The following is a 25,547-nucleotide window of genomic DNA, read 5'->3' as shown; positions in this document are numbered from 1 at the left end:
TTGTCCTGCAGATTTTACTGGTTGTTTATAAGTTTGTCAGAAATGATAAGTTCGGCCTCTGTGCAGTCGAGAATATCCTGAACCGTATATCCCGGCACAACTTCTATCAGAACAAGCCCTTTATCCGTTACATCCATCACGGACCGGTCGGTAATAATCCGGTTCACAACGCCTTTACCGGTGAGTGGAAGGCTGCACGTGCGAAGGATTTTGGGCTGGCCCTGTTTGTTGCAGTGATCCATAATGACGATAACCCGCTTAGCGCCATGCACCAGGTCCATAGCGCCTCCCATACCTTTCACCATTTTGCCAGGAATCATCCAATTAGCCAGATCACCCTGCTCTGAGACTTCCATTCCGCCAAGTATGGCCAGATCAATATGGCCGCCGCGGATCATGCTGAATGATTCCGCACTGTTGAATACGCTCGCGCCCGGTATCATCGTAATGGTCTCTTTACCCGCATTAATGCATTCCGCATCCAGTTGATCCTCGGTTGGGAAAGGGCCGATGCCAAGCAGGCCGTTTTCAGATTGCAGGATCACCTGTTTATCCGCCGGGATATAGTTGGCAACCAGTGTTGGGATTCCGATGCCTAAGTTTACATAGTAGCCATCCTCAATTTCCTGCGCGGCACGCTGTGCGATTTGTTCTCTCGTTAACGCCATGCTCTCTCCTCCTATACCCGAACGGTTTTCCGTTCAATGCGTTTTTCATAATTGTTGCAAGCAATAATGCGCTGCACATAGATGCTTGGCGTATGAATAGCATCTGGATCAAGCTCTCCAGGCTGTACAAGTTCTTCAACCTCAGCAATGGTTATGCGGCCCGCAGCCGCCATAATGGGATTGAAGTTCTGGGCTGTCTTGCGGTAGACCAGGTTGCCCAGCGTATCGCCTTTCCAAGCCTTTACAATCGAGAAATCAGCAGTTAAAGCCGTTTCAAGCAAATATTCCTTGCCGTTAAACACTCTTGTTTCACGACCATCCGCAAGCGGTGTACCTACGCCAGCCGGCGTATAGAACGCTGGAATGCCTGCTCCACCTGCCCGAATTCTTTCAGCCAGCGTGCCCTGTGGATTAAGTTCGACTTCCAGTTCACCTGAAAGAAACTGGCGTTCAAACTCTTTATTTTCCCCGACATAGGATGCGATCATCTTCTTAATCTGTTTATTCTGCAGCAGGAGGCCAAGCCCCCAATCGTCTACGCCGCAGTTATTAGAAATAACAGTGAGGTTTTTGACCCCCTTTTCCACCAGGCCCAGAATCAGTTTTTCGGGAATTCCGACCAGGCCAAAACCGCCTGCCATGATGGTTGCCCCGTCTTGAATGCCTTGCAGGGCGTCCGCGATGTTCGTATACACACTCATATTCTCCACTCCTATGCATCATGCAGATTTATGATGAAATCGCTTGCAAGAAAAATTGGCATTTTCATTTAATTTAACAAGCAACAATCATGCCAATTTTTTGTTTGCGTGCTGCAAATTCACGCCCATGCGGTAACAAAGCTCATTTTATGCGATATCCTTCAGCAGCTTCGCTCGATTAAAAAGAAGTAAAAAAAGACATGGACACCCTCCCTATTTCCGAAAATTCGGAAGTGATTTCCGGAAATGTGGAAAGCCCGCAATCCTCTTCTGCGGGCTTATCCAAGGTACAATTTCGCTTCAAAACCTTTAATCGGAAATTTCATATTTCGTTATCTTTTCATACAAGGACGACTTACTTATCCCTAATTGGGCAGCCGCTTCAATCTTGCTTCCCTTCGTTTCTTTTAGCGCACGCCTGATTAACTCCTCCTCCAGCTGTTCAACTGCGAACTTGAGCGTGAGGTGATGTTGCGCATCATATTTTTCAGCCTGCTGATACTGAAACATGCTGTGTGGCAAATCATGCCTCGTTATGGTACTTCCATTCTTGACATATAGGGCGCGCTCCAGCACATTGCGCAGCTCACGAATGTTTCCCGGCCATGGGTAGGCGTATAGCAATTTCTCTGCCTCCGGATTCACGCCTTCCACGGGGATGCCTGTTTCCTTCTCAAGCTGGCGCAGGAAATGGCAGGTAAGGAGCGGAATGTCAGCCTGCCGGTCCCGCAGCGCCGGCACTTCGAGCATGACAACATTCAGCCTGTAATACAAATCATTGCGGAATTTCCCTTCATCAACCAGCGTCTGCAGATTTTTATTTGTGGCTGCGATAATGCGGACATCAATGGATTCAGGCGCCTCGGACCCAAGGGGTTCAATTTCTTTTTCCTGAAGCACACGCAGCAGCTTGGCCTGCATCATTAGGGGCATTTCGCTGATCTCATCCAAAAAAAGTGTGCCATGCTGAGCTGCCGCGAATTTCCCCTTCTTGCCCGACTTTTTGGCACCGGTGAAGGAACCCTCCTTATAGCCGAAAAGTTCAGACTCAAATAAGGTCTCTGGAATGGCAGCGCAGTTCACCTTAATAAGCGGTCCGCTAAACCGGCTGCTTTCCCGGTGGATCGCATGGGCAAACAGTTCCTTTCCCGTGCCGCTCTCTCCCTTGATGAGAATCGTTGTATCATTTTTAGCAACCCGGCGCGCCAGCCGCTTAACTGCTTCAATTTCCGGACTTGTACCCAATATGGAATCAAAGGAATACTTAGCATGGTGCTTTTTATTCCATTCACCTTTATAAAATTCAAGCTCCTTCTTGAGCTTCTCAAAGCGGGAAGTAAGCGCAAATAGATCATCCACTTCCTGAAAAATAACCGTACCGATAACAGCTGACAGCTTCTGCCCGTTAAATACAGGAATGCGGTTGGCAATCATGTTGTGGCCATTAATTTTCTGCATCTGTGCAATTTCGGCTACCCCGGTACGGGCGACAACGTGCATCCGGGTGTTTTCTATCACTTCTGACGCATGCCGTCCCACTAACCCGCTTATGGTTGTTCCGAGAAAACGGGCGTATGCTTCATTCGCCATGATCACCATACCTTCTGCATCTACGATAACGATCCCCTCATAGGCATTATCAAACGCTATCTGGAGCATTTTTTTCTCTTTTTCTGCCGCGCTGGCTTTATCCGCTAGCGAAAGCAGCAGTTTATGCACCCATCCCTCCTGGCGGATAATCATATTCATTCCCCCTGTCTCCTGTGGATTTGTTAAAAAACAGGCAGCTGTTCACCTATCCGGATCACCGCATGTTCCCCGCACAAAGAATTTGTAACATGCGGGTGGCACGTAAACAGTAGAATCTGGTGGGTTTGCGCCACTGCCTGCAAGGCATTAAGTGTTGATCGCAGACGCTGTGCATCAAAATTAACGAATATATCATCCATAATAAGAGGAAGTACACACTGGCTTGCATATTCACCCGCCAGGGCAAAACGTATCGCCAGGTATAGCTGTTCCTTTGTCCCCCGGCTTAAATACCCCGGCTCAATCCGCTGGCCGTCATCCCTTTGGACGAGCAGGCGCTTCTCGCCAAGCGGAGCCAGAACAGCGGTATATTTTCCTTCCGTTATCTGTGAAAAATAGCGGGAAGCATTCCGAATGACACCGGGCTGGCGTTCCTGCTCATATTTCTCACGCGACTGTTTTAACAGTTGTCTGCAGGCAGCGTAGACGCTCCATTCCCGCATTTTATCCTTCAACTCCTGGACAATTTCTTCGTATTCCTGCAGCCTTTCGGAAAGCGTCCCTTCCCTTTCAAGATTGGCAAGCTGCTGGCGGAGAGCACCTCTCTCATCACGCCAACGGTTCACCTTTTGAAGGGACTCTTCCAGGCTGGCTTTGTAGGCGCCGTACCTATCCTGCGCGCCTGGTGCCCTGGCAGCCGAAAGCTCGTGTTCAAAGGTTTGCATCTTGGCCTCTTCACCTAACAACAGGCGGAGCGCATGGGTATGGGTTTGCAATTCCTCAAGTTTTTTCTGCCTCATGCTGCACTGGCGTGCCCGAATGCGAAATTGCTCTTCTTCCACACAATCGGCTGTGCCTAACAGATCATTCAATGCCTGGCTCAACATATTCAGGCTGTCCTCGCATGCAGTAATAGCCTCCGCGTTTTCCTGTTCGTCTTGTTTCAGTTTCTCATACTGAAGATGGGCTGTCAGACTTTCTGCGGCGGCTTTTTTCAGCTCCCGAATCGCATAGATGGGGTCCATCATCGCCGGCATTGTAAGTCCCGCTCTCTCATACATTTCGTTTACCTGTGCACCGTAGTTATCGGTTTCTTCCTGATACGCATCATTTACTTCTTGTAAGCTGCGGATCTGCTGCACAATGTCACAACACGATTCAACCACTACAAACATATCTAGCGCACCCTCCGGTGAAAGCTCACGCGGCAAATTTCTCGCCTCCAGCCAGCTGCGCCAGCGAGGCAGACAGATCGTCACTTCTTCTTCGGCCTCTATAACAGACTGCCTTGCTGCTTGAATTTGCTCATCGAGCGCCGCAATCCTTTTTCTTCTCTCGCTTATTTTTTCACTCAGGCGATACTGATTCTCCAAACCGTTGCGTTTAGCGGCTAGCTCCGCCTCCACGCGGTTTATGATCGCGTAGGTAATGGCAGGCGCGCTCAGCATTTGCCTTTTTGCCTCAAGCATCTGAGACATCTGTATGTATTGTTCACCGATCTTTTCCTGCCTGGCTTTTAATTGGCTGATTTTATTGGCAATGTTTGTGCGGCCTTTCTTTACAGTTTCGTTATGAGTGGACTGTTGGCCTGCTCTCTGCTGCATGAAGAACCAGACGAAACCCAGGATAAACACCATAGTGGCCGCAATTGACCCTGCTAAGGCGTGCTGCCGCCAGATAAACGCACTAACCAGCAGCCCGGTGAACATAGAGCCAGCTATCATACGCGGTGATACGCTTTTACCATGTTCGGCCTCCAATGCGCCCAGGCGATCGGCCTCTTCCTGCAGGTCAGCTATCCGATCATCGATAGATTCCTGCTCTTTGGCGGAAATCTCCATTCTGGCATACAACTCCCGAACCTCTCTTAGCGCACCTTCTTTTCTGCTTAAGTCCTGGGCAAGCGCAGCCACACTGGAAGAATGCCCTTTCGAAAGAGCCTGAATTTCCACTTCCTGATTCATTCTCTCCTGTGCATGCCTTTCTTGTTCCTGAACGGTTTCCCTGGCGCGCTGCTGCAGCGTGTTCAATTTATCCCGAAACGCCCGTACCTCTTCTCGCCGGGCAAGCGAAAGATCAAAACTGAGCAGGGCTTCTTCCGCCCATGTTCCACCGAGTTGCCGCATCTTTTTACCCAGTTCATTACGGTGCTGCTGCATGCGTATCTGGTTTTCTGCGATCGCCTGCCTTCTGTCTGCACACCGGGCGGCCTCTTCAAGTAGGGCTTCTATGCGCGGCTGTGACTCGATTAGTACTGGATTAAAAGATAAGCTGTCGATATCTTGCGTAAGTTTTTCCTGCTTCGCCCGAAGGTTCCGGTGGGTTATTTCAAGTGTGCGTCTCTGGCCAAGGAATTCCTCAAGCCTGCGGATTCCATCTTCAGGAAAAAAGCGAATATCCGGCAGCTCCCAAAGCTCCGCGCGGACGATCTGCAGCCTGTTATAAGTATCGCCCGCTTTTTCTATCATTTCAAAACGGGCAATGCCTTCCCTCAAATTCGTAATATGATGTTCCTCTGCTTCAATCCAACTATTCAGCGCCTCTATTTGCGCCGTGTATTCATTGTATTCGAGCATCAGATTTTTTAGATGGGTAATTTCTGTATCGACAGACTTAATGCGACGAAGCAGTGAATTGATGTCCGGTGCCTGTCCGCTTCTGCGATACAGGCTGAGCATTTTATCGTCGAGCCACTTTTCAGCACGCGTAACAGCCGCGCCCATTCCAGCACTGTATATGTAATCGCTCACTTCATCGCCTTCAATAAATTCAAGCTGCTGCAGTTCGGTTAGGCTGAAGGCAAACAAACTGCGGAAAAGCATAGGCGAAATGCCCCCGAGAAGCCGTTGGAGGTAGGCTTCCCCTTCTGTTGTGCCATCGTCCAAATGAATAGTGACTTTTCCGCCGGCGGGACCCGGGAAACGTTCCACAAGCAACTCTTTGCCGGCATCATCTATAAGCGTGATTGTGCCGCCATGCCGGCCGCCGTTAACCGGTTCGTATCGATCATAAATAGAGGAACGGTTTCTGCTGGCAAAGCCAAACAGCACAGAACGTATAAACGACATGATGGTTGTCTTTCCCGCCTCATTGCGTCCTTCGATCACATTGATTCCCGGTGACAAGCCGGTAATGGTATAATCAGAAACAGCTCCAAACCCGTTAATGTGCATCGATTTAATTCTCATGGGAATCCCCCTCCGGCCTAAGCAGCGTAACTGCTAATTCTTGCGCCTGCTTCAGGATATCCCGGTGTTCAACTTCCGTATACTGAACGTACTTTTTAAGCTGGTAATGTTCCATGACATCGGAGAGCGCCCGGTGCACGAAATCTTGCAATTGGCTGCTGTCTTCTCCGATTGCGGCGCCCTGGCGGAGTAGGTCACCCAGCAGGTCGTCCCCCGACGCCACCTCAATCCGGTCGCCAGCAGCAAGCGTACGATTTTCGATATCAGCAAGATAGACGAAATCTTCTCTGCCCTCTTCCTCTTCATTAAGCGCCTGCAATAGTTGAGAAATGTAACCGTTATCAGCAAGAACCCTGTAGAAAGAGGATGTCCCTTGTATGTTCAACCGCAGAATAACCGGTTTTCCTTCGGCCCTACATCGGATTTCCTCTCTGTGCGCTTCGATTGCTTCGAAAAGCTGTGGTTCGCCGCTCACCTGACTAATATCTAGTACAGCCTCTTCCCAGCGGACGGCATCCAGCGGACGGAAAGCCAGACTCGTTGTACCTTTATCTACCTTTACTACATAGCAGCCCCTCTCACCCGTTTCCACCGCGCTGCGCCCTTGAGTATTGCCGGGGTATACGATATAAGGTTCTTTATTCAGGACCGCTCGCGTATGTACATGGCCAAGAGCCCAATAGTCAAATCCAGCACCAATCAGCTCTTGCTTGGTACAGGGGGCATAATTCGCATGAAGCCCGCTTGCGTCAACGTTGGTGTGGAGCATGGCAATTGAATAAAGCGAATCTGCACGCTTAAAAAGAGAGGCGTAGTTTTCCTCAATCCGGGCTCGAGGGTAGCTGATGCCATAAATGCGGGCGAGTTCTTTTTCCTCTTTACAGAAAAGCATATGGGTCACTTGTTCCGTCTTAAAAAAATGAACGTTATTCGGCCAGGTAATCCTTGCCTGTTTGCCATCATCAGGGTCATGATTTCCGTGTATGACATATACATTAACCCCATGCTCATGCAGTCTGCGCATTCCTTGTCTAAAATAAAGCTGCGCCCGCAGGCTTCTATCGGCCGCATCATAGACGTCTCCCGCGATAAGCAGAAAGTCTGCCTTCTCCGTTATACAAACTTCAATTAAGCGGTCAAACGCTAAAAAGGTAGATTTCCGTACGACATCACGGAATGCCTCGGGCATGCGGCGCAGCCCGGTAAAGGGAGTGTCCAGATGAATATCCGCCGCATGCACAAATGTAAATGAACTCATCGTTATCCCATCCTCCGCCCTGCATACTTGGAAGCCAGCCTGATTGTACAGACCGGTTTCTTCTTTTTTCCATTATAACAGGAATGTAAGGGGAATATCTTGTTTTGTAATGGTTATTAATTGTTTTCGTGTTCGATCACAACCGTCATTTGCCATCAACCGGCTGGCCTGTTGCTGTATGGCTTCTTCAATCGTGCTTCGGGCAAACCTTGCATTACCATGGGCAACAACATCCTGATTTTCACTCAGGAAATACTCCTGCAGTTGTGTTGCTGCCTCGTCTTCTAAATCGTAGCCAAGATTCCGGGCATAGTCGGCCGCAACCTGTACCAGTTCATCCGCCGTGTAGTCCGGAAAAGTAAAACGCTTTTTAAAACGGGATCGAAGCCCCGGATTGCTGTCCAGGAGATCCTCCATTAATTCAGGATAACCAGCCAAAATCACGACCAGGTTTTCATTATGCTTGGTGATTTCTTCCACTAATGTGTCCACGGCTTCCCTGCCATAATCACCTCGTTCGCCTAACAGCGAATACGCTTCATCAATAAATAACACGCCGCCCAGCGCTTCGCGTATTTTTCGCTCGGTTTTTATAGCGGTCTGCCCGACATATTCTCCGACAAGATCCGCCCGGCCAGCTGTCACCAGATGCCCTCTTTTCAAAAAACCCGCTTCTTTTAAAACAGAAGCATATATTTGGGCTACCGTTGACTTGCCGGTTCCGGAGTTCCCGGTAAAAATGGCATGTAACTGTAGAGGAGCAGCAGGCATATCCCGCTCTTTTCTCTCCTGCTGTATCGTTAAAAATGCAAACAACCTTCGTATTTCAGCTTTAATCTCCTGAAGGCCCACCAAACCTTTCAACTGTTCAACAGCAGGACGCACTTCCGGCAGATGGATCTGAAAATCTTCCGGATAAAGAATGGCAAACTCATCCTCGGGAAGCTGCTGACTTGCAGAGAGTTTTCTGCCCTTGGCGATAATGGCGTCCAGTACAATATTTTTAACGGCCCGGGCATTTCCAAACGTCTGGTCGACCCTCTCCTGTTCCAATCGTTCCGACAGACTGGCAAGAGCACTCGCGGTCATGACAAACTGGTTGTCATCCGCTATTGTAACTCCGATTTGCATGAGTTCATCCTGAGAGAAGTCCTCTAGAGTAAAATGGCCGCTTTCGGGAAATCGGCTGCGCAGACCGGGATTCGCTTGCAGGAAGTTTCGCATTTCCTCCGGATATCCCGCCAGCATAACGGCGAATTTGCCTGCATATTCGCCTCCGGTCATAGCGGCAACGAGGGTGTCAATCGCCACCTGCCCAAAATCGTTCTCTGCGCTGCCTGTGCGCTTTAGGCTGTACGCTTCGTCAATAAACAGCACGCCTCCAACCGCCTGCTTGATCACATCCATGACCTTCTGTTCCGTCTGGCCAATGAACGAGCCAATGAGATGTGAACGATCGACTTCGATGATCTTCGGCTGTTCAAGAATGTTAAGTTCGTGGTAGATTTCAGCAAGCAACCGGGCAATGGTTGTTTTCCCGGTTCCTGGATTGCCCATTAGAATGGAATGAAGGCTTACTTGATCCTTCATGGAAAATCCCTTTTCTCTGCGCATTTTAAGATACAGCAAAAAATAGTAAAGTTCATGAATACGCGACTTGATTTCCCTCATGCCAATCAAACGATCCAGCTTTTCTAGTGCGGTGAGCTCACTGGTATGTTCTACCCTATAGGGTGCCAGCAGTTCGTCCCACTCCGCTGCGAGTGTGTTTAAAAGTGAGATCGATTCATTAAATTCTTCCAGCAGTTGACCGGAAGAAAACATTCCCTGAATCGACTCCATATAGGTGCCCCCAGCTTCTTCAGCATCTGGAATTCGCTCGAGTATGGTGTGAACCAGCGAGCGGAGCTTCCTCCAAACATCATTTTTATCCGACTCGGCAGTGGCTTTAATCTGTTCCGCTATGTTTGGCAGCTCCTCCATGCGGAATTTATGAAGCACCTTCAGCAGCCTGCTAATTTCTTTTCGTCTGAACTCGGCAGGGTCTAGTTCACGAATAAGCGAGAGGGGAAAAATATTGGTTAAGCCGGTTAATCCAGCCAGCGTTATGGCGTTCATTAATTGCTGACTTTGCTTGTCATCCGCTTTAACACTAAGCGCCCGCGACAGCCACATCGCAGCACTGCCTTGCCGGCCGGCTTCCCAGCTAGCTTGCCCCAGGATGCGGTAAATAATGGCCTTTCCATGTGTGAGATCTGCTCCGACAGGAAGTGCTGAAGCCATTCTTACTTTTGACAGGAGTTCAGCCGCTTTGGAAGCTTTCTGCCAGCCGTCGGCCATTCTTTCCACTTCACGAATATCATTTATCCAGTTATCCACATTGAGTTTATCCATCGCATTCACCTCATCAACCGCGTGTTAAGCCAGTTCCGGGTTGTCAAATTCAAATCCATACTCGCCAAGCAGCCGATTGTAGGAGAGCGTGCCGCCATTAAAATACCAGAAATCGGCCGGTATAATATAAAAGGTTACGCCTTCAACAGGAAACACAGCATCCTCGTCGGTAATATCTTCCTGTCTGCCTTTGTCAATGGCAAAGAAAAGACCACCGGTACCCGGTCCAGCTGTACGCACATAAAGACGATACACATCGCCATCTTTAAAATCGGCATACTTTCTGTAAGCGTGAACAACTTCCGGATGGATTAGAACGTGAATACTCACAACTATTTCCTCCTTACCTATCTATCAAAAAAACCGCTTCACAAAGAAGCGGTTTTTTAAATATATTGGCGATAAGAAGCGCTATAAGCCAGGTTTTGTGCTTCCGTACTGCGAACGGCTGCCAGCCTCGTACAGGAAGCGATAGTCATCTATCTACGGAATACCATTCCGTTTACCCTTTCGGTTCAATTCCCTCCGGGTAATGCCCCTACCAAAATTTGGGTTGCTCGCTTGCGGGGTTTACCTCGTTCCACTCTGACTGTTTCCAGCCAGACTTCGTCACTGTGGCACTTTCAGGCTATTATCAGCATATCTTTCATACGAAAGACGTAGCTGGGTTCACCGCCGTCAACCGGAATAACCGGCTGCCCTACCTTGCAATAGGCACAAACACTCCGGACATCGCAGTCCGGGCGAGCCTGGACTTTCCTCTGCCTGCATAACAGACAGCGACTATCCGCGCTTCTTATCGTATATCATATTGTAGTGTGGTCAACTTATGCAAGAACTATTATATAACATTGTTGAACAAAAGTAAATAGGGCAACCACCCTTCATAAAATTGTTCATTCTTTCGACCTGCTCCGCTCGAAAAAATTCAGGGCATTTAATCATTTTTTAAGTAAATATGTTTAGCATAGGTTTAAACGGGGTAATATGTCTTAAATAAATTATGTTTAGGTATGAAATCCTTAATTTTTGTTATGCAGGTGAATGAGGAAGGGAGACAATAAAGTTAATGATGAATACTGTATCTTTTTTAAGCATTGGCAAAGTGAACACCATTAAACGACTGACTGAGCGCGAGGGAAAATCCGTTGTAGAAGTCGTATCGGAGCAAGGGACTCAAGTGTTAACCAATATAAAATTCGGCCACAGGGCCAGCGCCAAGCGTTTGTCCGTTGCAGAAAAGCCAGATCAGCAGCACGTGGATGAAAAGTGGTTCCCACGCGTGGAAGTGAATGGGGAGCTCGTATACATTAAAGACGAGGAAGTCCCGGAGGGCATTGCCTCTTTCGAAAGCCGCTATCTGGCCTTGAATTTCGCCCGGCGCTACCTTGCAAAAAAACATAAAGCAAAATCGTTAGCTGTTGCAAAGCTGTAATCGCAATGAACGCGTACAAATAAACGGCCGCTTACTGCGACCGTTTATTTCATTTAAACCCCGGCTTTCCACACCATTGTTCCTCACCGGAGGCCCTCCCACCGTTTCGCCCTGCTGCTTTCGATTCCAAATTGGTCAAGAGTACGCACCGCAATGTGGGTTACGATGTCATCGATCGTTGTCGGTTGATTATAAAAAGCGGGGACAGGCGGCATTATGACAGCCCCCATTCTTGATAAGGCAAGCATATTTTCCAAATGAATGTTATTGAATGGCGTCTCTCTTGTAAGCAGCAATAATTTTTTTCGTTCTTTTAGCATGACATCTGCCGCCCGGCTGATTAAGTTATCTGCCACACCGGTGCGAATGGAAGCCAGCGTTTTCATGCTGCACGGAGCGATGATCATCCCATCGACCCGAAAAGAACCGCTTGATATCGGAGCTGCCTGGTTCTGCTGCGAATAAACAGCCGATGCAAGCGCGACAACTTCTGAAACTTTGTAGGAAGTTTCAAGCTTAATATTGGCCTCTGCCCACTTAGACATAACCAGATGCGTCTCTATTTCTGCGTCACGCAGCAACTCAAGAATGCGTATGCCAAAAATACAGCCTGTTGCGCCTGTAATCGCCACGATCATTTTCATGTTTCTCACCTCTTCATTTAAGACAAAAAGACGGGAATGCTTCCCGTCTTTTTGTTTCTTATTGTGTGTAAAACCAGTTAAACGCCAGATGCTCTATTTCCTGCACCGTGTTGCACACTAATTTCAGATACCCAGTTTGAGGCGGCTTCAGACTCTTGCCAGCGCAGTTCCCATTTGTCAATGAACCTCTCAATGGCTTCGACAAAAGCTATCGTTTGCCGGCGTTCAGCTGCAAGTTGAGTAATAGATACCATATCATTTTCCTGAAAACATTGCCGGACGTCTTCCTCTATCCATTTAAGGTGCACACGCTTATTATCCACAATCGTCCGCAGCCTGTTAAAGCGATGTTCCAGCGTGTCAAGCCCTGCGATTTTATCCATCCTCACTGCCATCCTTATTTACATGGTTAACGTATCAGCGCGTTAAAAATCAAACACTTAGCCGTTGTTAACGAGTCCCATCACATTCTCAAGTGCTCTAACAATGGATTCGCATTTTTCCTTCTCACCAACAAGTTGGGAAATGGCCGCAAGATTGTTGACTTTGAACTGGTCCAGAACTTCCTCTTCCATCTCTTTGATACGGGTCTGCAACTTTTCCACAGAGTCCTGTGCATTCCGTAAAGTATCTTCAAATACGCTTGCTGTTTTTACATCGTTCGCCATTGTAACAGCAACCTCCTCTTCGTGTGATTTAATGGGTAAAAGATGTTGTTCCTCCGCAGACACCGCGGCAGCTTCGATACTCTGCATCTCTTCTTCTGTATAAGATACAATTACAAGTCCTTCAATTACGCGAAAACGCTCGTCCCCTTCCGGAACAAAAACAAATTCCCTGCGGGACATACCAAGTTCATGCTCCATAATCATATAAAGCTGGGCCAGAGGAAACTGCTTCAATTGACGTGCAACAATAAAGTCATATAACTTATCGTTAGCCGGGCTCCAGCGTGCAAGGTACCACAAATCCGATCCTTCAAGCTGTACAAAACGGGGATCTTTATGAAGTGGCAGCTTGCTTGCCGGGAAACTGTAGGAGATAAGATTAAGTCTGCGCAGTTTTTTCAGACATTGGTCTTCGGTGAGCGGAGCTTTATTTTCAAGGAAATAACGCACCATTTCCTCAGCAATATGATCGCGCGGTATTCTTTCCATCTCTATTACAGCATGGGAACTTCCCTCATGAAACGGAGACGTCCCATCTTCAACAGCCCTGTCAATGACATGCTCTGCAGTTACATTCATAGCCTCAAGGCGTGTCCCATATGTATTCTGCAGGCGATCTTGCAATTCCTGCCTGGAGAGCGATCTCTCTCCTTCTCGAAACACCTTTTTCAACATACTGGGTGGCGTGTAGGTTAAACCTTCCATTACAAGACTCCTTTTCTATAGTCTTATCTTATCTATGATAACACGAACTTTTCTTTCATGGAGGCGAAATTTATCATTCCCTACTATTTTATTGTAACCGCTGCTTTTGCTTCGTCCAATCTGCCCACACAGCGGATTTTACGAATTTTGCTATAGACACTTTTTTCGATAGACTGTATATTTATATTTATATACGAATAAATATACAATCATTAGAGGGGACTGCAGGTATGATCATTCGAAAAGCAAAAATTCAAGATCTGGACGGTATGATGAAGCTAATCAACGAATATGCACAACAAGGGCTTATGCTTCCGCGGTCCAAATTATCCCTTTGTGAGACGCTGCACTGTTTTTCCGTCGTAGCAGATGATACCGGTGAGGTAGCAGATCCGGGTTCCATACTTGGGGTCGGCGGGCTTCATATCTTATGGGAAGATCTCGCCGAAATCCGTTCCCTTGCCATTTTACAAAAAGCCGCTGGACGCGGACTTGGCAAGCAGCTCGTAGCGCACCTTGTTGAAGAGGGCCGAGAGCTGGGATTAAACCGTGTAATGGCCTTAACCTATCAACGTGCGTTCTTTGACAAATGCGGCTTTGAGGTGGTTCAGAAGGAGACGCTTCCTCATAAAGTGTGGAAGGATTGCATTAACTGCTCCAAATTCCCAGCCTGCGATGAAATTGCGGTGATTAAGGAACTGGCACCTGTTAGCGTATAGAAGAGAATTGGGCATGCACATAGGCATGCGCCTATTCATACGATAAAGGGAACATTGCTCACCAATAAGGAGGTTCCCTGCTATGTCACAATCGATACCACGTGTCTGTCTGCCTCAGATAGGCGCTAAGGCCCCTGATTTTACCGCACAGACTACCATGGGCTCATTAACACTATCTGACTACACCGGGTCATGGGTCGTACTTTTTTCGCATCCTGCTGATTTTACACCTGTATGTACGACGGAATTTATCGCGTTTGCGCAGTACGCGCCCAGCTTCGAAGAACGAAATACCAAACTCATTGGGTTAAGTGTTGACAGTGTTTACTCACACCTGGGATGGCTGGAGAATATACAACGACATACTGGAGTGGAGATTCCTTTTCCTGTTGTTGCGGACCTCGACATGAAGATAGCTCACCTGTACGGAATGGTTTCGCCCGGAATAAGTTCAACGACAACCGTCAGAAGCGTGTATATCATTGATGGCCAGCAGGTTCTTAGAGCCATTCTGTATTACCCCCAGACAAACGGCCGCAATATCCCGGAGATTCTCCGGCTCATCGAGGCCATGCAGCTTACTGACAAAGAACAGATTTCAACACCGGCTAACTGGATGCCAGGGTACCCGGTGATCGTCCCTCCCCCCAGCACATATGCAGGGGTTAAAGAACGCCTGCAATCCTCTGAACATCCTTGTATGGATTGGTACTTATGCCAGAAGCCCGCAGAGCAATAAAGAGAATTTCGGGCACCGGGATCGTCCTTTCCCCTCTTTGATATGGGATCGCCTCGTGTGGGACACTTTTCAGACAGGGGAAATAACGCAGCATATCAAAAAAAGCGGTCCTGCTAACAGAGCCGCTTTTTTTGTTACGAAATGATGATACAGGATTCACAAAAATAACAGCAAGGTCCCTTGCCTAATCTGTATATTCCTGGTCTTTCACTTTTTACGCATGAAAAGATTTTTAATGACCGCGAGGCGCCGGTTACCAACCAGAGAATCCGCCTTAGCAACCACATCTCTGATGATGGCGATAATATTATCCTGGCCATTCCAATGTTCCTTAATAATACTCTCGTCGACATCAACTAGCATTTTATTCAGGGCCATGACAGCGACGACAATATCGCCGGTGAACCCAATAGGCCCCAGCAGAATCTCAGGTATAAGATTTAGCGGGGAAACAAAGTACCCGATGGCAAGCATCGCAATCGATTTCGATCTTTTGCTTACCCGCTCATCTCTTAGAAGGCGTACAAGTAAAACAAATAAATCTGGAATTAACAAAAGATAAGGAGCCAGCATCGAAGTTTTGCTGGCGCCCACCCGCTCACGTACATAAGCTTCGACACGTGCCCTAAGCCGGTCGTAAAACCTTTGGTATTCCTGTTCATTCCCTAAGGAATAGCTCGCCAGCGGATCATCCTTTGCCAACGACACTTTGTTCTGGCTGGCATACTGAATGTTTTCTGAAATACCAGCCGAGAGTGTATTTAGCAGATCCACTTCTGACAGTGCAGCACCTTCGGCCACCTCAACGTCGAGATGCAGCCCGCTGTTTGTGAAAGCGACGTTCCTCACCGATACATGCTGGAGTTCAGGGTAGGCTTCCAGAAGAGCACTTAACTGAATTGTTATCTGATCTTCTGAAATATGGTACTCATTTGTATTGGTGATCGCATTCATAAGGAGTGTTCGATTGCCAAATTTTCCAGTAAAAACCTTTTCAGCTTCACGCAAAAGCTGCCGGCCGAGCGGAGCGGTTTTCTGTCTGCTGCTGTCTTCCCGGTAGCGAAGTACAACATACCGGCCTTTCGCATCAAATCTGAAGTCCTGAATTTCAATCCTGTATATTGCGCCAATCCAACCCGAACGGAGGCGAATATTTGCTTCCACGGCAGCAAATCCTTCTCTGCAGCGCAGTTGGAGAAAATCAACGTCAGATGATAAAGCATTTAAACGGGGAATTAGTGCTGCGGATAATATTTGTTCTGAAATATACATCGATGATTCTCCTTTCTGGCCTTTACCGTTATCTTACCCTCTTAAACGGATTATCGAACAGAAAATTTAATTGCTTTCCACCTCAAGCCATTTCTTGATGGTGATCGTGGTCCCAATTCCCACCTCGGTTTGCAGGATAAATTCATCCATTAAGCGCTTTGTACCAGAAAGTCCTAAACCGAGGCCCTTGCCAGTCGTTACGCCATCTTTCATTGCTTCTACCACATCTTCAATCCCAGGTCCGCTGTCTTCTACTATTATTTCTAAATAAGTGTCTTTATCATGAATGCGTATTTTGCCGCGATTTGCATAATTTATCACATTGCGTGTTAGTTCCGAAATACTTACCGCAATTTTGGTCTGATCAACAAGGGAAAATCCCATATCCCTGGCAATGGATTTGCCTAAAGTTGCTGCCATAATCACATCTTCTTCCGTTTCAATTGGTAATTGAATCATTCTATCTCTCCCTGCAAACAACGGTTGAACTTATTATAAACGAACAGGCTTATATTCGTCCTGCATTCAGTAGTCATACATCAAAAAAAATCAGGATTCGCTAACATTCCCCGCTTTTCTACGCTATAATAATAATAATAATAATAATAATATATGCTAAGGCAGCTATTAAGAGGTGAGGAATTCGAATGCTGGTTAATTTGTACCGAAAGCTTAAGCTTCAATATTTAAAGCTTCTAAGAGCGAAAGGTGCCCCATCGATCATAGCGCGAAGTTTTTCTCTAGGGATATTTATCGAATTTATTACATTGCCTACTCTTGGGACAGCTTTTTTACTCCTCTACCCACTAAATCTGCTTTTGCGTGGGAACTTCGCTGCCTCACTTATTGGTTTTATCATAGGAAAATTTCTTCTTCCTCTATTTTTTGTTATTAATATGAGTGTAGGAAGCAAATTAATTGGCAGCCAAATCCAGCATCAGGCAAATGCACATATGAGCCATTTCTCGCTTCCTGATCTATGGATGCTGCTTAAACATAAAGGAGCCGCTTTCTTTGTAGGGAGCGCGACAAACGGCATCATTGTATCGCTGCTGTGCTATGCGATTGTGTTTTACGGCCTGAACCTCTACCGAAAGAAAAAACAATCCCGCAGGCTGTCTATGCAATTAAAAAAGAAATTAACGTAATACAAAACCCGTCCAAAAATCAGGGCGGGTTTTTTTGTGTTGTCTGTTTTTTGTGTTGTCTGTTAGGCTAATACCGCACGGTCACTGGCAAACTTCTCTCCACGCAGGCGCTGGAATTCATCTAGCAGCCGTTCAATGGTTAAGTTCTTCTTTTCTTCTCGCGGCACATCGAGAATAATCTTCCCGCTATCCATCATAATAAGACGATTGCCGAGATCGAGCGCCTGCTGCATATTATGGGTAACCATCAGCGTGGTGAGTTGCTGCCTTGCTACAATTTCTTCCGTTATTTCCGTAATACGCTGGGCTCGTGCAGGATCGAGAGCTGCTGTATGTTCATCAAGCAACAGAACCTTAGGTTTGGTAAAAGTTGCCATCAACAAGCTTAATGCCTGACGTTCCCCTCCAGAGAGCAAGCCTACCTTTGCATTCAAGCGGTTTTCTAAACCGAGATGCAGAGATTCCAAATACGTTTGAAATTCCTCGCGCCGCTTTGCCGTCACGCCTCTCCTGAGCCCCCTGCGTTTGTCTCTGGAATAAGCCAGAGCCAAGTTCTCCTGGATAGTCATGGATGGAGCTGTACCTGCCATCGGGTCCTGAAACACCCTGCCAATCATCGGGGCTCTCTTGAATTCGGGCAAATCATTTACAACAACCCCGTCAATTTCTACCGTACCATAATCGGGCACAAGTACACCGGAGATAATGTTCATTAACGTGGACTTGCCTGCTCCATTGCTTCCAATAATGGTGACAAAATCACCCGGTTCCAACGCAAGATCAATATGGTTCAGGGAAATTTTCTCGTCGACTGTTCCTTCATTAAATATCTTAAGAATGTTACCCAGCTTAAGCATTGCTCTTCACCTCACCCGCTTGAGAAGGAGACCCCGATTTCTGCAGCGCCCTTTCAATCGTTTTACGCCGGTTTGCCCGTCGTTTTTTATCCCGGATTCCAGAGGTAATCTTAGGCATGATTAAAGCCGCGATAACGATTAAAGCAGTCATAAGCTTCATATCGGTAGGGGCAAGTCCCTCACGCATCGCCAGCGCCACGACCAGCCGATAAATAATGGCGCCGCCAATGACCGCAAAAGTTGCGCGCACAATGGAACGGTCTCCAAATATCGCTTCACCAATAATGACAGAAGCAAGGCCGATAATGATCATCCCTATACCCATAGAAATATCCGCGAATCCCTGGTACTGCGCATAGATAGCGCCTGAAAGGGCCACAAGCCCATTTGATAAACTAAGGCCGACTATAATGGTTGTATCTGTATTGGCGGAGAAACTGCGAATCATTCTGGGATTGTTGCCGGTGGCCCGAATTGATAGCCCGATTTCTGTGTGAAGAAACCAATCAATAATGAATTTTATAATAAGTACGATAATGGCTAAAGATACAACAAGGCTGAAATTGCCCATAGAAGCAAGTTTGTCCTGAATTTGTGAAATGATTGTATCCTGTCCAAGAAGGGGGATATTGGCCTTCCCCTGCATGATGCGCAGGTTAATCGAATAAAGGGCAATCATGCTTAGAATACCGGCGAGCAGCGGATTTATTTTTCCTTTTGTATGAAGAACTCCTGTGACGGCCCCTACCACAAGCCCAATACCAATGGCAGAAATCGTTGAAACGAATGGTGAGACGCCACCGCTTATCATAGTGGCAGCTAATGCCCCGCCTGTGGCAAAACTTCCGTCAACTGTTAGATCCGGGAAGTCTAAAATGCGAAATGTTAAGTATACACCAAGTGCCAATATGGCAAAAATCAAACCTGATTCAATTGAACCCAAAATGACTACCATGAATATCCTCCTCTTTTTTCCTCGCTGATGTTCGCCAAGAAGTGTGCCGGAAAGAAAGATACGGGAAAGGAGAATCCTTTCCCGGTTTTTGGCTGCTGTTCTATTTACCGTCCAGTATTTCTGGCTTCCATTTATCCATTGCAGCTTTTGGAAGTTTAGCCATATCGATGCCCATGGCTTTAGCCGCTTGCTTATTGATGGTAAGTCTCAGCTGCTTAGGATATTCAACCGGCATATCTCCTGGCTTGGCGCCGTCCTTTAGTATTTTAACGGCCATCAATCCAGCTGCGTGGCCCAGGTCATAATATTCAAACCCGATACCTGCAAAGCCGCCGCTTTTAACCGATTCTTTCTCCCCTACAAAGAGAGGGATTTTATTGGCTTGCGCAACACCAACAATGGATTTAATAGCGGAAACGGCTGTATTATCCTGTGGAATGTAGAGTAAATCAACCTTGCCTACAAGCGATTCAGCCGCCTGCTTAACCTCACTCGTATTGGTAACCGTCTGTTCAACCGGCGTGAGGTTTACTTTTTTCATTTCATCGTCCGCTCTTTTTACATTCGCGACAGAATTGGCTTCCCCGCTGTTATAAATAATGCCGACTTTTTTCGCCTGTGGAAATAAATCGTGCATAGACTGGACCACATTCGCTATCGCCTCAGGCGGCGTATCAGAAGTTCCTGTTACATTGTTGCCAGGTGCTTTCAGATCTTTAACAAGTTTCGCGCCTACAGGGTCAGATACAGCGGTAAACAAAACCGGTATATCCTTCGTATTCTGCAAGGCCGCCTGGGCACTTGGTGTGGAAATGCCAAGAATTAAGTCTTTCTTATCCGCAACAAACCCCTGGGCAATAGTATTGTTTGTTGATTGATCGTTCTGCGCGTTCTTATAGTCAATTTTTAAATTTTTGCCGTCTTCCAGCCCATTTTCTTTCAAGGCATCAATAAACCCTTTGCGGGCTGCATCCAGTGCCGGATGCTCAACAATCTGGGAAATTCCGATGTTGTATATTTTGCCTGATGTGCTGGCAGAACTTCCTGCGCTGGCATCTGCAGGTTTCGCTGTATTCTGTGTACCGGCACTGCAGGCACTTAGAACTAACATGAGCATGGCAACGAAAATACCCAGCCATTTGTTTTTCATTGTGTAGACCCCTCGCTTTTCCCCGTTATTATCTTAATTGCAGGACTTTAAATGTCCCTTTATGTAAGTAGATACATTATAGCATGTTCTCACATACTTTAAAGCCTAATCGCAATAAAAAATTACACCTAAATAAAAATTTTCTAATACTTTAACCCGAGACTCTTCAAAAGAGTCCATGAATTTATCCTCGTATAATCTGAGCCATATCTTCCGGAAGAGGCGCCTCAAAACGCATCGCCCGTTTTAGGCGCGGGTGGGGGAAACTCAATTCTCCCGCATGGAGAGCCTGACGGGATATGAGGGTGCATGGTCCGCCGTACATATCATCGCCAAGCAAAGGGTGTCCGGCATATTGCATATGCACGCGAATCTGGTGGGTGCGGCCTGTATCGAGCTTCAGCCGCAGCCAGGTAAAAGATGCGAATCTCTTCAGCACTTCATAATGAGTGCGGGCAAACTGCCCGTCGCAGCTTACCATACGCTCCATGATCGATTCCGCCTTCCGCTTAATAGGCGCTTCGATCGTACCGCAGTCTTGCTCCACCCGTCCGTCCACAAGTGCTTGATAGTAACGCTGTATCGTTCCTTCCTGCTGGCTTATGGCAAGCTGCTGGTGGGCATACTGGCTTTTAGCAACCACGAGAAGGCCTGATGTATCCTTGTCCAGCCTGTTTACAGGCCTGAATTTGCGGGAAATGCCCTGCTGGTTCCAGTGGTGGACGACAGCATTGCCGAGCGTACCTGTACCGTGAAGCATCGTAGGATGCACACACATTCCGCAAGGCTTGTTCACAACGATTATATCCTCATCCTCATATACAACAGGAAAGTGAATGTTCTCAGGAATAATGTTATCCGATTCTTCTTCTGGTAAGTACAGCTGCACAATATCACCGGTTTGTACGGGGTGATCCAGATAGGTTGGTTTCCCGTTGAGCTTAATTCCTTGCACATGCTTCAATTCCACAAGCAGACTGCGTGAAATCCCATGTTTTTGGCGCAGAAAACTCCGCACATTTTTCTCCCCCTCAATCCCAACGGTGAAGGTGAGAATCTGTGCTGTTTTTCCTTCATACTGTTTCTTCAATTGTATATCACCTCTATCTTCTGCCGTCTTGTGGGCAGTTAACCGTTCTATTATACAGGCAAACGTAAAGCGAAAACACTCTCCAACGAACATTTACTTTAATTTTATACGTTATAATTATTTATTTTTTTATGTTATGATAATTAGAACAAGGTATTTTTATACACACCAGAAAGGGAGAGGTCAATGGCAGAAATCAAAAGATTCAAGAAGATTCTAGTGGCAAACCGTGGAGAGATTGCCATTCGGATTTTCCGTGCCTGTACAGAGCTGGGCATACGCACAGTTGCTGTATATTCGGAACAGGATAACGTTGCTCTTCATCGCTTTAAAGCCGATGAAGCTTACGAAATCGGTGCCGGTAAAGGTCCTATTGAGGCCTATCTGGATATTGAAGCCATCATTGAGACTGCCAAGCGGCATGATGTAGATGCCATTCACCCGGGCTATGGTTTTCTTTCAGAAAATGAAGAATTCGCATCCCGCTGTGAGGAAGAAAACATTGTTTTTATTGGCCCTAAATCCCAGCATATCAGAGTGTTCGGTGATAAAGTTACAGCGCGCCAGATTGCGATTCAGGCCGAGATACCCGTTATCCCGGGTACACCGGAACCCATCAGCAAGTACGAAGAAGCACTGCGCTTTGCCAAGGATCACGGATACCCGATTATCATTAAAGCAGCTTCCGGCGGCGGCGGCCGCGGCATGCGTATCGTCCGCAAAGCGGAAGAATTGCAGGATAGTCTGGAGCGTGCCCGTTCTGAAGCGAAATCAGCTTTTGGCAATTCGGCTGTATATCTGGAGAAATACCTTGAACAACCGAAGCATATTGAGGTTCAAATTCTAGCCGACAGCCACGGCCATACCGTACACTTGTTTGAGCGCGACTGTTCCATTCAGCGGCGTCACCAAAAAGTTGTAGAAATCGCCCCAAGCCTGTCGCTGAGCGAGCGGCAGCGGGAAGACATATGCAATTCAGCGATTCGTTTGTGCCAATCGGTTGGTTATGTGAATGCCGGAACAGTGGAATTTCTCGTTACGCCTGACGGAAAATTCTATTTTATTGAAGTTAACCCGCGCGTACAAGTGGAACATACCATTACCGAGATGATTACGGGCATCGATATCGTTCAATCGCAAATTCGTATCGCAGAAGGGTATGCGCTTGAGGACGTGGAAATTCAAATCCCTTCCCAATCAAGCGTTCAGATGCATGGCTATGCTATTCAATGCCGCGTAACGACAGAAGATCCGCAGAAGAATTTTCTTCCAGACACGGGCCGCTTGCTGGCCTACCGCAGCGCAAGCGGGTTTGGCGTAAGGCTGGATGCAGGGATCGGAGCCCCTGGCGCTACGATAACGCCGCACTATGATTCGCTGCTTGTTAAAATCTCCACGCATGCGAGCTCTTTTGAGAGGGCGGCAAGAAAAATGCTCCGTACCCTGAAGGAATTCCGTATCCGCGGCGTAAAAACAAATATACCTTTCCTAGAAAATGTAGTGCAGCATCCTACTTTCCTAAAAGGAGATTACGATACATCGTTCATTGATTCACACCAGGAACTGTTTGAGTTCCCAAATCGCCAAAACCGCGGAACTAAAATATTGTCCTATATTGCACAGACGATCGTAAATGGTCATCCAGGGCTTCCTAAACAGGACAAAAAACCCTTGTTTAATGAGCCGAGAATTCCATTTACATCTGTGAAGCAACCCTATCCTAATGGTACAAAGCAAATACTGACGGAAAAAGGCCCGGAAGGTGTTGTGAAGTGGATCCAGGAGCAGAAAAAGCTGCTTATTACCGACACAACATTCCGCGACGCACACCAATCTTTGTTTGCTACCCGAGTGAGAACACATGACCTTCTGCAAATTGCAGAGGCAACCGGCAAACTGGCTCCTGATCTCTTCTCCCTTGAAATGTGGGGAGGCGCCACATTTGATACAACGATGCGCTTTTTAAATGAGGATCCATGGGACAGGCTGATGCAGCTTCGGGAAAAAATCCCGAACATCTTATTTCAAATGCTGTTCAGAGGAGCGAATGCCGTAGGGTACACGAATTATCCTGATAATGTGATCAAACAATTTATTAACAAGTCTGCGGAAGCCGGCATAGATGTTTTTCGGATTTTTGACAGCTTGAACTGGGTAGAAGGAATGCGCCTGGCAATCGAGTCTGTGCGGGAAAACAACGCGATTGCTGAAGCAGCCATCTGCTATACCGGAGATATTCTGGACCCTAAGCGTGACAAATATGATTTGAAGTACTACGTAAACCTTGCCAAAGAGCTTGAAAAAGCAGGAGCCCATATCCTTGCTATTAAAGATATGGCAGGGCTGTTGAAACCCTATGCTGGTTATCAGCTAATTAAAGCTCTTAAACAGGAAATTGGCATACCGATTCATCTGCATACACATGATACAAGCGGGAATGGCGGCGCGCTTCTCCTTAAAGCGAGCGAAGCGGGCGTAGACATTGTGGATGTTGCCTTAAGCTCCATGTCAGGCCTCACCTCACAGCCAAGCCTCAATGCGCTTGTTTCGGCTCTAGGGTACGATGAGCGTGCAACAGGCTTTGAAGAGGAGAATTACCAGAATCTTTCCGATTACTGGGAAGATGTGCGTCAATATTACAGCGGTTTTGAAGCCAACATGAAGTCAACCAATGCTGAGGTATATCAACATGAAATGCCAGGCGGCCAATACACGAACCTGCAGCAACAGGCTAAGGCTGTGGGACTCGGCGATCGCTGGGACGAAGTGAAGAAAATGTACGGAACTGTAAATAAAATGTTCGGGGATATTGTCAAGGTTACCCCCTCGTCCAAAGTGGTTGGCGACATGGCGTTATTCATGGTGCAAAACAACCTAACTGAGGAAGACGTCTATCTAAAGGGATTAAATATTGATTTCCCAGAGTCTGTAATCACCTTCTTCCAGGGATACCTTGGACAGCCGCACGGCGGGTTCCCGGATAAGCTACAGCAAGTGATTTTAAAAGGACGGGATTACTTCACCAGCCGCCCTGGTGAGCTGCTTCCTCCTGCTGACTTTAACGCAATAAGAACCACCCTGGAAGAAAACCTAGGAAATCCGGTTACGGATTATGATATCCTGTCGTACATTATGTACCCGCAGGTGTTCCTGGAAATGAAGAAACGCCAGGCGGAATTCAGTGACGTGTCGGTGATTGATACGCCTACATTCTTCTATGGGCTGCGGCTTGGTGAGGAGATAGCAGTCAACATTGAGCAAGGGAAAACGCTTATCGTCAAGCTTGTTTCCATTGGGCAAACAGGACCGGATGGTATGCGAACCATTTATTATGAATTAAACGGACAGCCAAGGGAAATTGAAATCCGCGATCTTTCCGCGAAAGTTACTGTTCAACAGCGTGTAAAAATGGACCCTGCTAACCCTGGGCACATTGGCGCCTCGATGCCTGGCAAGGTGTTAAAAATCATGGCAGAAAAGGGCGATAAAGTGAAGAAGGGCGAACATCTTCTTGTTACGGAAGCCATGAAAATGGAAACCACGATGCAGGCTCCGTTCAACGGGGTAGTAAAAGAAATCCATGTGCGTGAAGGCGAATCAATTGAGTCCAATGATTTGCTTATGGTTATTGAGAAGAAATAAAGCAAAGACCGCTGGGAGAAACCCAGCGGTCTTTATTATCTTATAGGAAAGTATATTTTGCTTTAACGTGTTGAAGTAAGTTGAACGATTTTTTAAACGGGACCACCGGTCCCAAAACACCCAAGGAAAACATCGTGAGGCGCATGTCCGCACCTTTCTTTCCCCCAGGCCGAAAAGTCTTTCGATTTACCTTTCGGCATAAGTGCAACTTAGGTCGCTGCCTGCACTATAACTTGGCCGCAACCTAGTTTTCTAATGGAGCGTGTGGAACAGAGGGCGAAAAAGACCGGCAAACTGTCTCCAACATTGAGATACCCAGATGTTTTGCCGGTCCGCCCGTCGTTCCACAAAGCGGCCATAAAATCTTCTATGAGGGGAAAGGAGAGAGCGGCATGGCCCGCGATGTTTTTCTCACTGCGTATCCATTTCGGTCGTAGTCTGTGTCGTATGTTGTGTTGTCTGCGGCTGAGCGGCAGCCTGCATGCCAGTTGCCTGCATATCAGCAGCCTGTGTAACTCCAACATCCATACCAGTAGTGGCGGGGGAAGTTGCCGCTTGTGCAGCT

At 47.2% G+C, this 25,547-nt stretch carries 21 protein-coding genes and 1 other RNA gene; 5 read left to right on the top strand and 17 right to left on the bottom strand.

Annotated elements, in window-relative coordinates; translation table 11 throughout:
- Positions 1 to 14: 14 nt before the first annotated feature.
- The 8 genes from PP175_RS08000 to rnpB form a co-directional block, all read right to left on the bottom strand.
- A complete protein-coding gene (locus PP175_RS08000) occupies positions 15 to 668 on the bottom strand; it encodes a CoA transferase subunit B (RefSeq protein ID WP_272442244.1) in 654 nt (217 codons plus the stop codon).
- An 11-nt stretch (positions 669 to 679) separates the two neighbouring features.
- The gene (locus tag PP175_RS07995; protein ID WP_272442243.1) at positions 680 to 1,369 is read right to left on the bottom strand and encodes a CoA transferase subunit A; all 690 of its coding nucleotides are present in this window, start codon (positions 1,367 to 1,369) and stop codon (positions 680 to 682) included.
- Between the two features lie 309 nt (positions 1,370 to 1,678).
- Positions 1,679 to 3,118: a sigma-54 interaction domain-containing protein gene (locus PP175_RS07990; protein WP_272442242.1), complete on the bottom strand. Its 1,440-nt coding sequence runs from the start codon at positions 3,116 to 3,118 to the stop codon at positions 1,679 to 1,681.
- Positions 3,119 to 3,141: 23 nt separating this feature from the next.
- Positions 3,142 to 6,306, bottom strand: coding sequence for an AAA family ATPase (locus tag PP175_RS07985; RefSeq protein WP_272442241.1), 3,165 nt, complete (start codon positions 6,304 to 6,306; stop codon positions 3,142 to 3,144).
- Positions 6,296 to 7,564, bottom strand: a complete 1,269-nt coding sequence (locus tag PP175_RS07980; protein ID WP_272442240.1) for a metallophosphoesterase family protein — start codon at positions 7,562 to 7,564, stop codon at positions 6,296 to 6,298. The genes PP175_RS07985 and PP175_RS07980 overlap by 11 nt, the downstream gene beginning before the upstream one ends.
- Before the next feature lie 72 nt (positions 7,565 to 7,636).
- Positions 7,637 to 9,958: an AAA family ATPase gene (locus PP175_RS07975; protein WP_272442239.1), complete on the bottom strand. Its 2,322-nt coding sequence runs from the start codon at positions 9,956 to 9,958 to the stop codon at positions 7,637 to 7,639.
- 24 nt (positions 9,959 to 9,982) lie between these two features.
- Positions 9,983 to 10,288: an iron-sulfur cluster biosynthesis family protein gene (locus PP175_RS07970; RefSeq protein WP_272442238.1), complete on the bottom strand. Its 306-nt coding sequence runs from the start codon at positions 10,286 to 10,288 to the stop codon at positions 9,983 to 9,985.
- Between the two features lie 79 nt (positions 10,289 to 10,367).
- Positions 10,368 to 10,753, bottom strand: an RNA gene (gene rnpB, locus PP175_RS07965) — RNase P RNA component class B.
- A gap of 274 nt (positions 10,754 to 11,027) precedes the next feature.
- Between rnpB and PP175_RS07960 the strand changes: the two genes are divergently transcribed.
- Positions 11,028 to 11,393, top strand: a complete 366-nt coding sequence (locus tag PP175_RS07960) for a hypothetical protein (RefSeq protein ID WP_272442237.1) — start codon at positions 11,028 to 11,030, stop codon at positions 11,391 to 11,393.
- A gap of 83 nt (positions 11,394 to 11,476) precedes the next feature.
- Here PP175_RS07960 and PP175_RS07955 read toward each other — a convergent pair whose 3' ends face one another.
- From PP175_RS07955 to PP175_RS07945, 3 genes are all read right to left on the bottom strand, one after another.
- Entirely contained in the window at positions 11,477 to 12,037 is a 561-nt protein-coding gene (locus PP175_RS07955) for a non-oxidative hydroxyarylic acid decarboxylases subunit B (RefSeq protein WP_272442236.1), read from the bottom strand.
- A gap of 77 nt (positions 12,038 to 12,114) precedes the next feature.
- Complete coding sequence (locus PP175_RS07950; RefSeq protein WP_272442235.1) at positions 12,115 to 12,420, bottom strand: hypothetical protein; 306 nt, start codon at positions 12,418 to 12,420, stop codon at positions 12,115 to 12,117.
- A 57-nt stretch (positions 12,421 to 12,477) separates the two neighbouring features.
- Positions 12,478 to 13,410 carry a hypothetical protein gene (locus tag PP175_RS07945; RefSeq protein WP_272442234.1) on the bottom strand — a complete coding sequence of 311 codons (933 nt, stop codon included), beginning with the start codon at positions 13,408 to 13,410 and terminating at the stop codon, positions 12,478 to 12,480.
- Between the two features lie 230 nt (positions 13,411 to 13,640).
- Here PP175_RS07945 and PP175_RS07940 point away from each other — a divergent pair, with 230 nt between their 5' ends.
- Together PP175_RS07940 and PP175_RS07935 are read left to right on the top strand one after the other, a co-directional pair.
- Positions 13,641 to 14,129, top strand: a complete 489-nt coding sequence (locus PP175_RS07940) for an N-acetyltransferase (protein WP_272442233.1) — start codon at positions 13,641 to 13,643, stop codon at positions 14,127 to 14,129.
- Between the two features lie 82 nt (positions 14,130 to 14,211).
- Entirely contained in the window at positions 14,212 to 14,868 is a 657-nt protein-coding gene (locus PP175_RS07935; RefSeq protein ID WP_272442232.1) for a peroxiredoxin, read from the top strand.
- 207 nt (positions 14,869 to 15,075) lie between these two features.
- Here PP175_RS07935 and PP175_RS07930 read toward each other — a convergent pair whose 3' ends face one another.
- Together PP175_RS07930 and PP175_RS07925 are read right to left on the bottom strand one after the other, a co-directional pair.
- Positions 15,076 to 16,140: a YkvA family protein gene (locus tag PP175_RS07930; RefSeq protein WP_272442231.1), complete on the bottom strand. Its 1,065-nt coding sequence runs from the start codon at positions 16,138 to 16,140 to the stop codon at positions 15,076 to 15,078.
- 66 nt (positions 16,141 to 16,206) lie between these two features.
- Positions 16,207 to 16,599 carry an ATP-binding protein gene (locus PP175_RS07925; protein WP_272442230.1) on the bottom strand — a complete coding sequence of 131 codons (393 nt, stop codon included), beginning with the start codon at positions 16,597 to 16,599 and terminating at the stop codon, positions 16,207 to 16,209.
- A 188-nt stretch (positions 16,600 to 16,787) separates the two neighbouring features.
- On the opposite strand from PP175_RS07925, the gene PP175_RS07920 reads away from it, so the two are divergent.
- A complete protein-coding gene (locus tag PP175_RS07920; RefSeq protein WP_272442229.1) occupies positions 16,788 to 17,288 on the top strand; it encodes a DUF2062 domain-containing protein in 501 nt (166 codons plus the stop codon).
- Positions 17,289 to 17,350: 62 nt separating this feature from the next.
- On the opposite strand, the gene PP175_RS07915 is transcribed toward PP175_RS07920, so the two are convergent.
- The 4 genes from PP175_RS07915 to PP175_RS07900 all read right to left on the bottom strand — a co-directional run bounded on the left by PP175_RS07915 (position 17,351) and on the right by PP175_RS07900 (position 21,340).
- Complete coding sequence (locus tag PP175_RS07915) at positions 17,351 to 18,145, bottom strand: ABC transporter ATP-binding protein (RefSeq protein ID WP_272442228.1); 795 nt, start codon at positions 18,143 to 18,145, stop codon at positions 17,351 to 17,353.
- Entirely contained in the window at positions 18,138 to 19,100 is a 963-nt protein-coding gene (locus tag PP175_RS07910) for an ABC transporter permease (protein ID WP_272442227.1), read from the bottom strand. The genes PP175_RS07915 and PP175_RS07910 overlap by 8 nt, the downstream gene beginning before the upstream one ends.
- A gap of 100 nt (positions 19,101 to 19,200) precedes the next feature.
- A complete protein-coding gene (locus PP175_RS07905; protein ID WP_272442226.1) occupies positions 19,201 to 20,250 on the bottom strand; it encodes an ABC transporter substrate-binding protein in 1,050 nt (349 codons plus the stop codon).
- A 184-nt stretch (positions 20,251 to 20,434) separates the two neighbouring features.
- The gene (locus tag PP175_RS07900; RefSeq protein ID WP_272442225.1) at positions 20,435 to 21,340 is read right to left on the bottom strand and encodes an RluA family pseudouridine synthase; all 906 of its coding nucleotides are present in this window, start codon (positions 21,338 to 21,340) and stop codon (positions 20,435 to 20,437) included.
- A 186-nt stretch (positions 21,341 to 21,526) separates the two neighbouring features.
- Here PP175_RS07900 and pyc point away from each other — a divergent pair, with 186 nt between their 5' ends.
- A complete protein-coding gene (gene pyc, locus PP175_RS07895) occupies positions 21,527 to 24,982 on the top strand; it encodes a pyruvate carboxylase (RefSeq protein WP_272442224.1) in 3,456 nt (1,151 codons plus the stop codon).
- The last annotated feature ends 565 nt before the right edge of the window (positions 24,983 to 25,547 follow it).

The sequence above is a fragment of the Aneurinibacillus sp. Ricciae_BoGa-3 genome, assembly GCF_028421645.1.
GTDB lineage: Bacteria > Bacillota > Bacilli > Aneurinibacillales > Aneurinibacillaceae > Aneurinibacillus_B.
The sequence above is the reverse complement of the archived record's forward strand: the minus strand, read 5'-3'. Positions and strand labels throughout refer to the sequence as shown.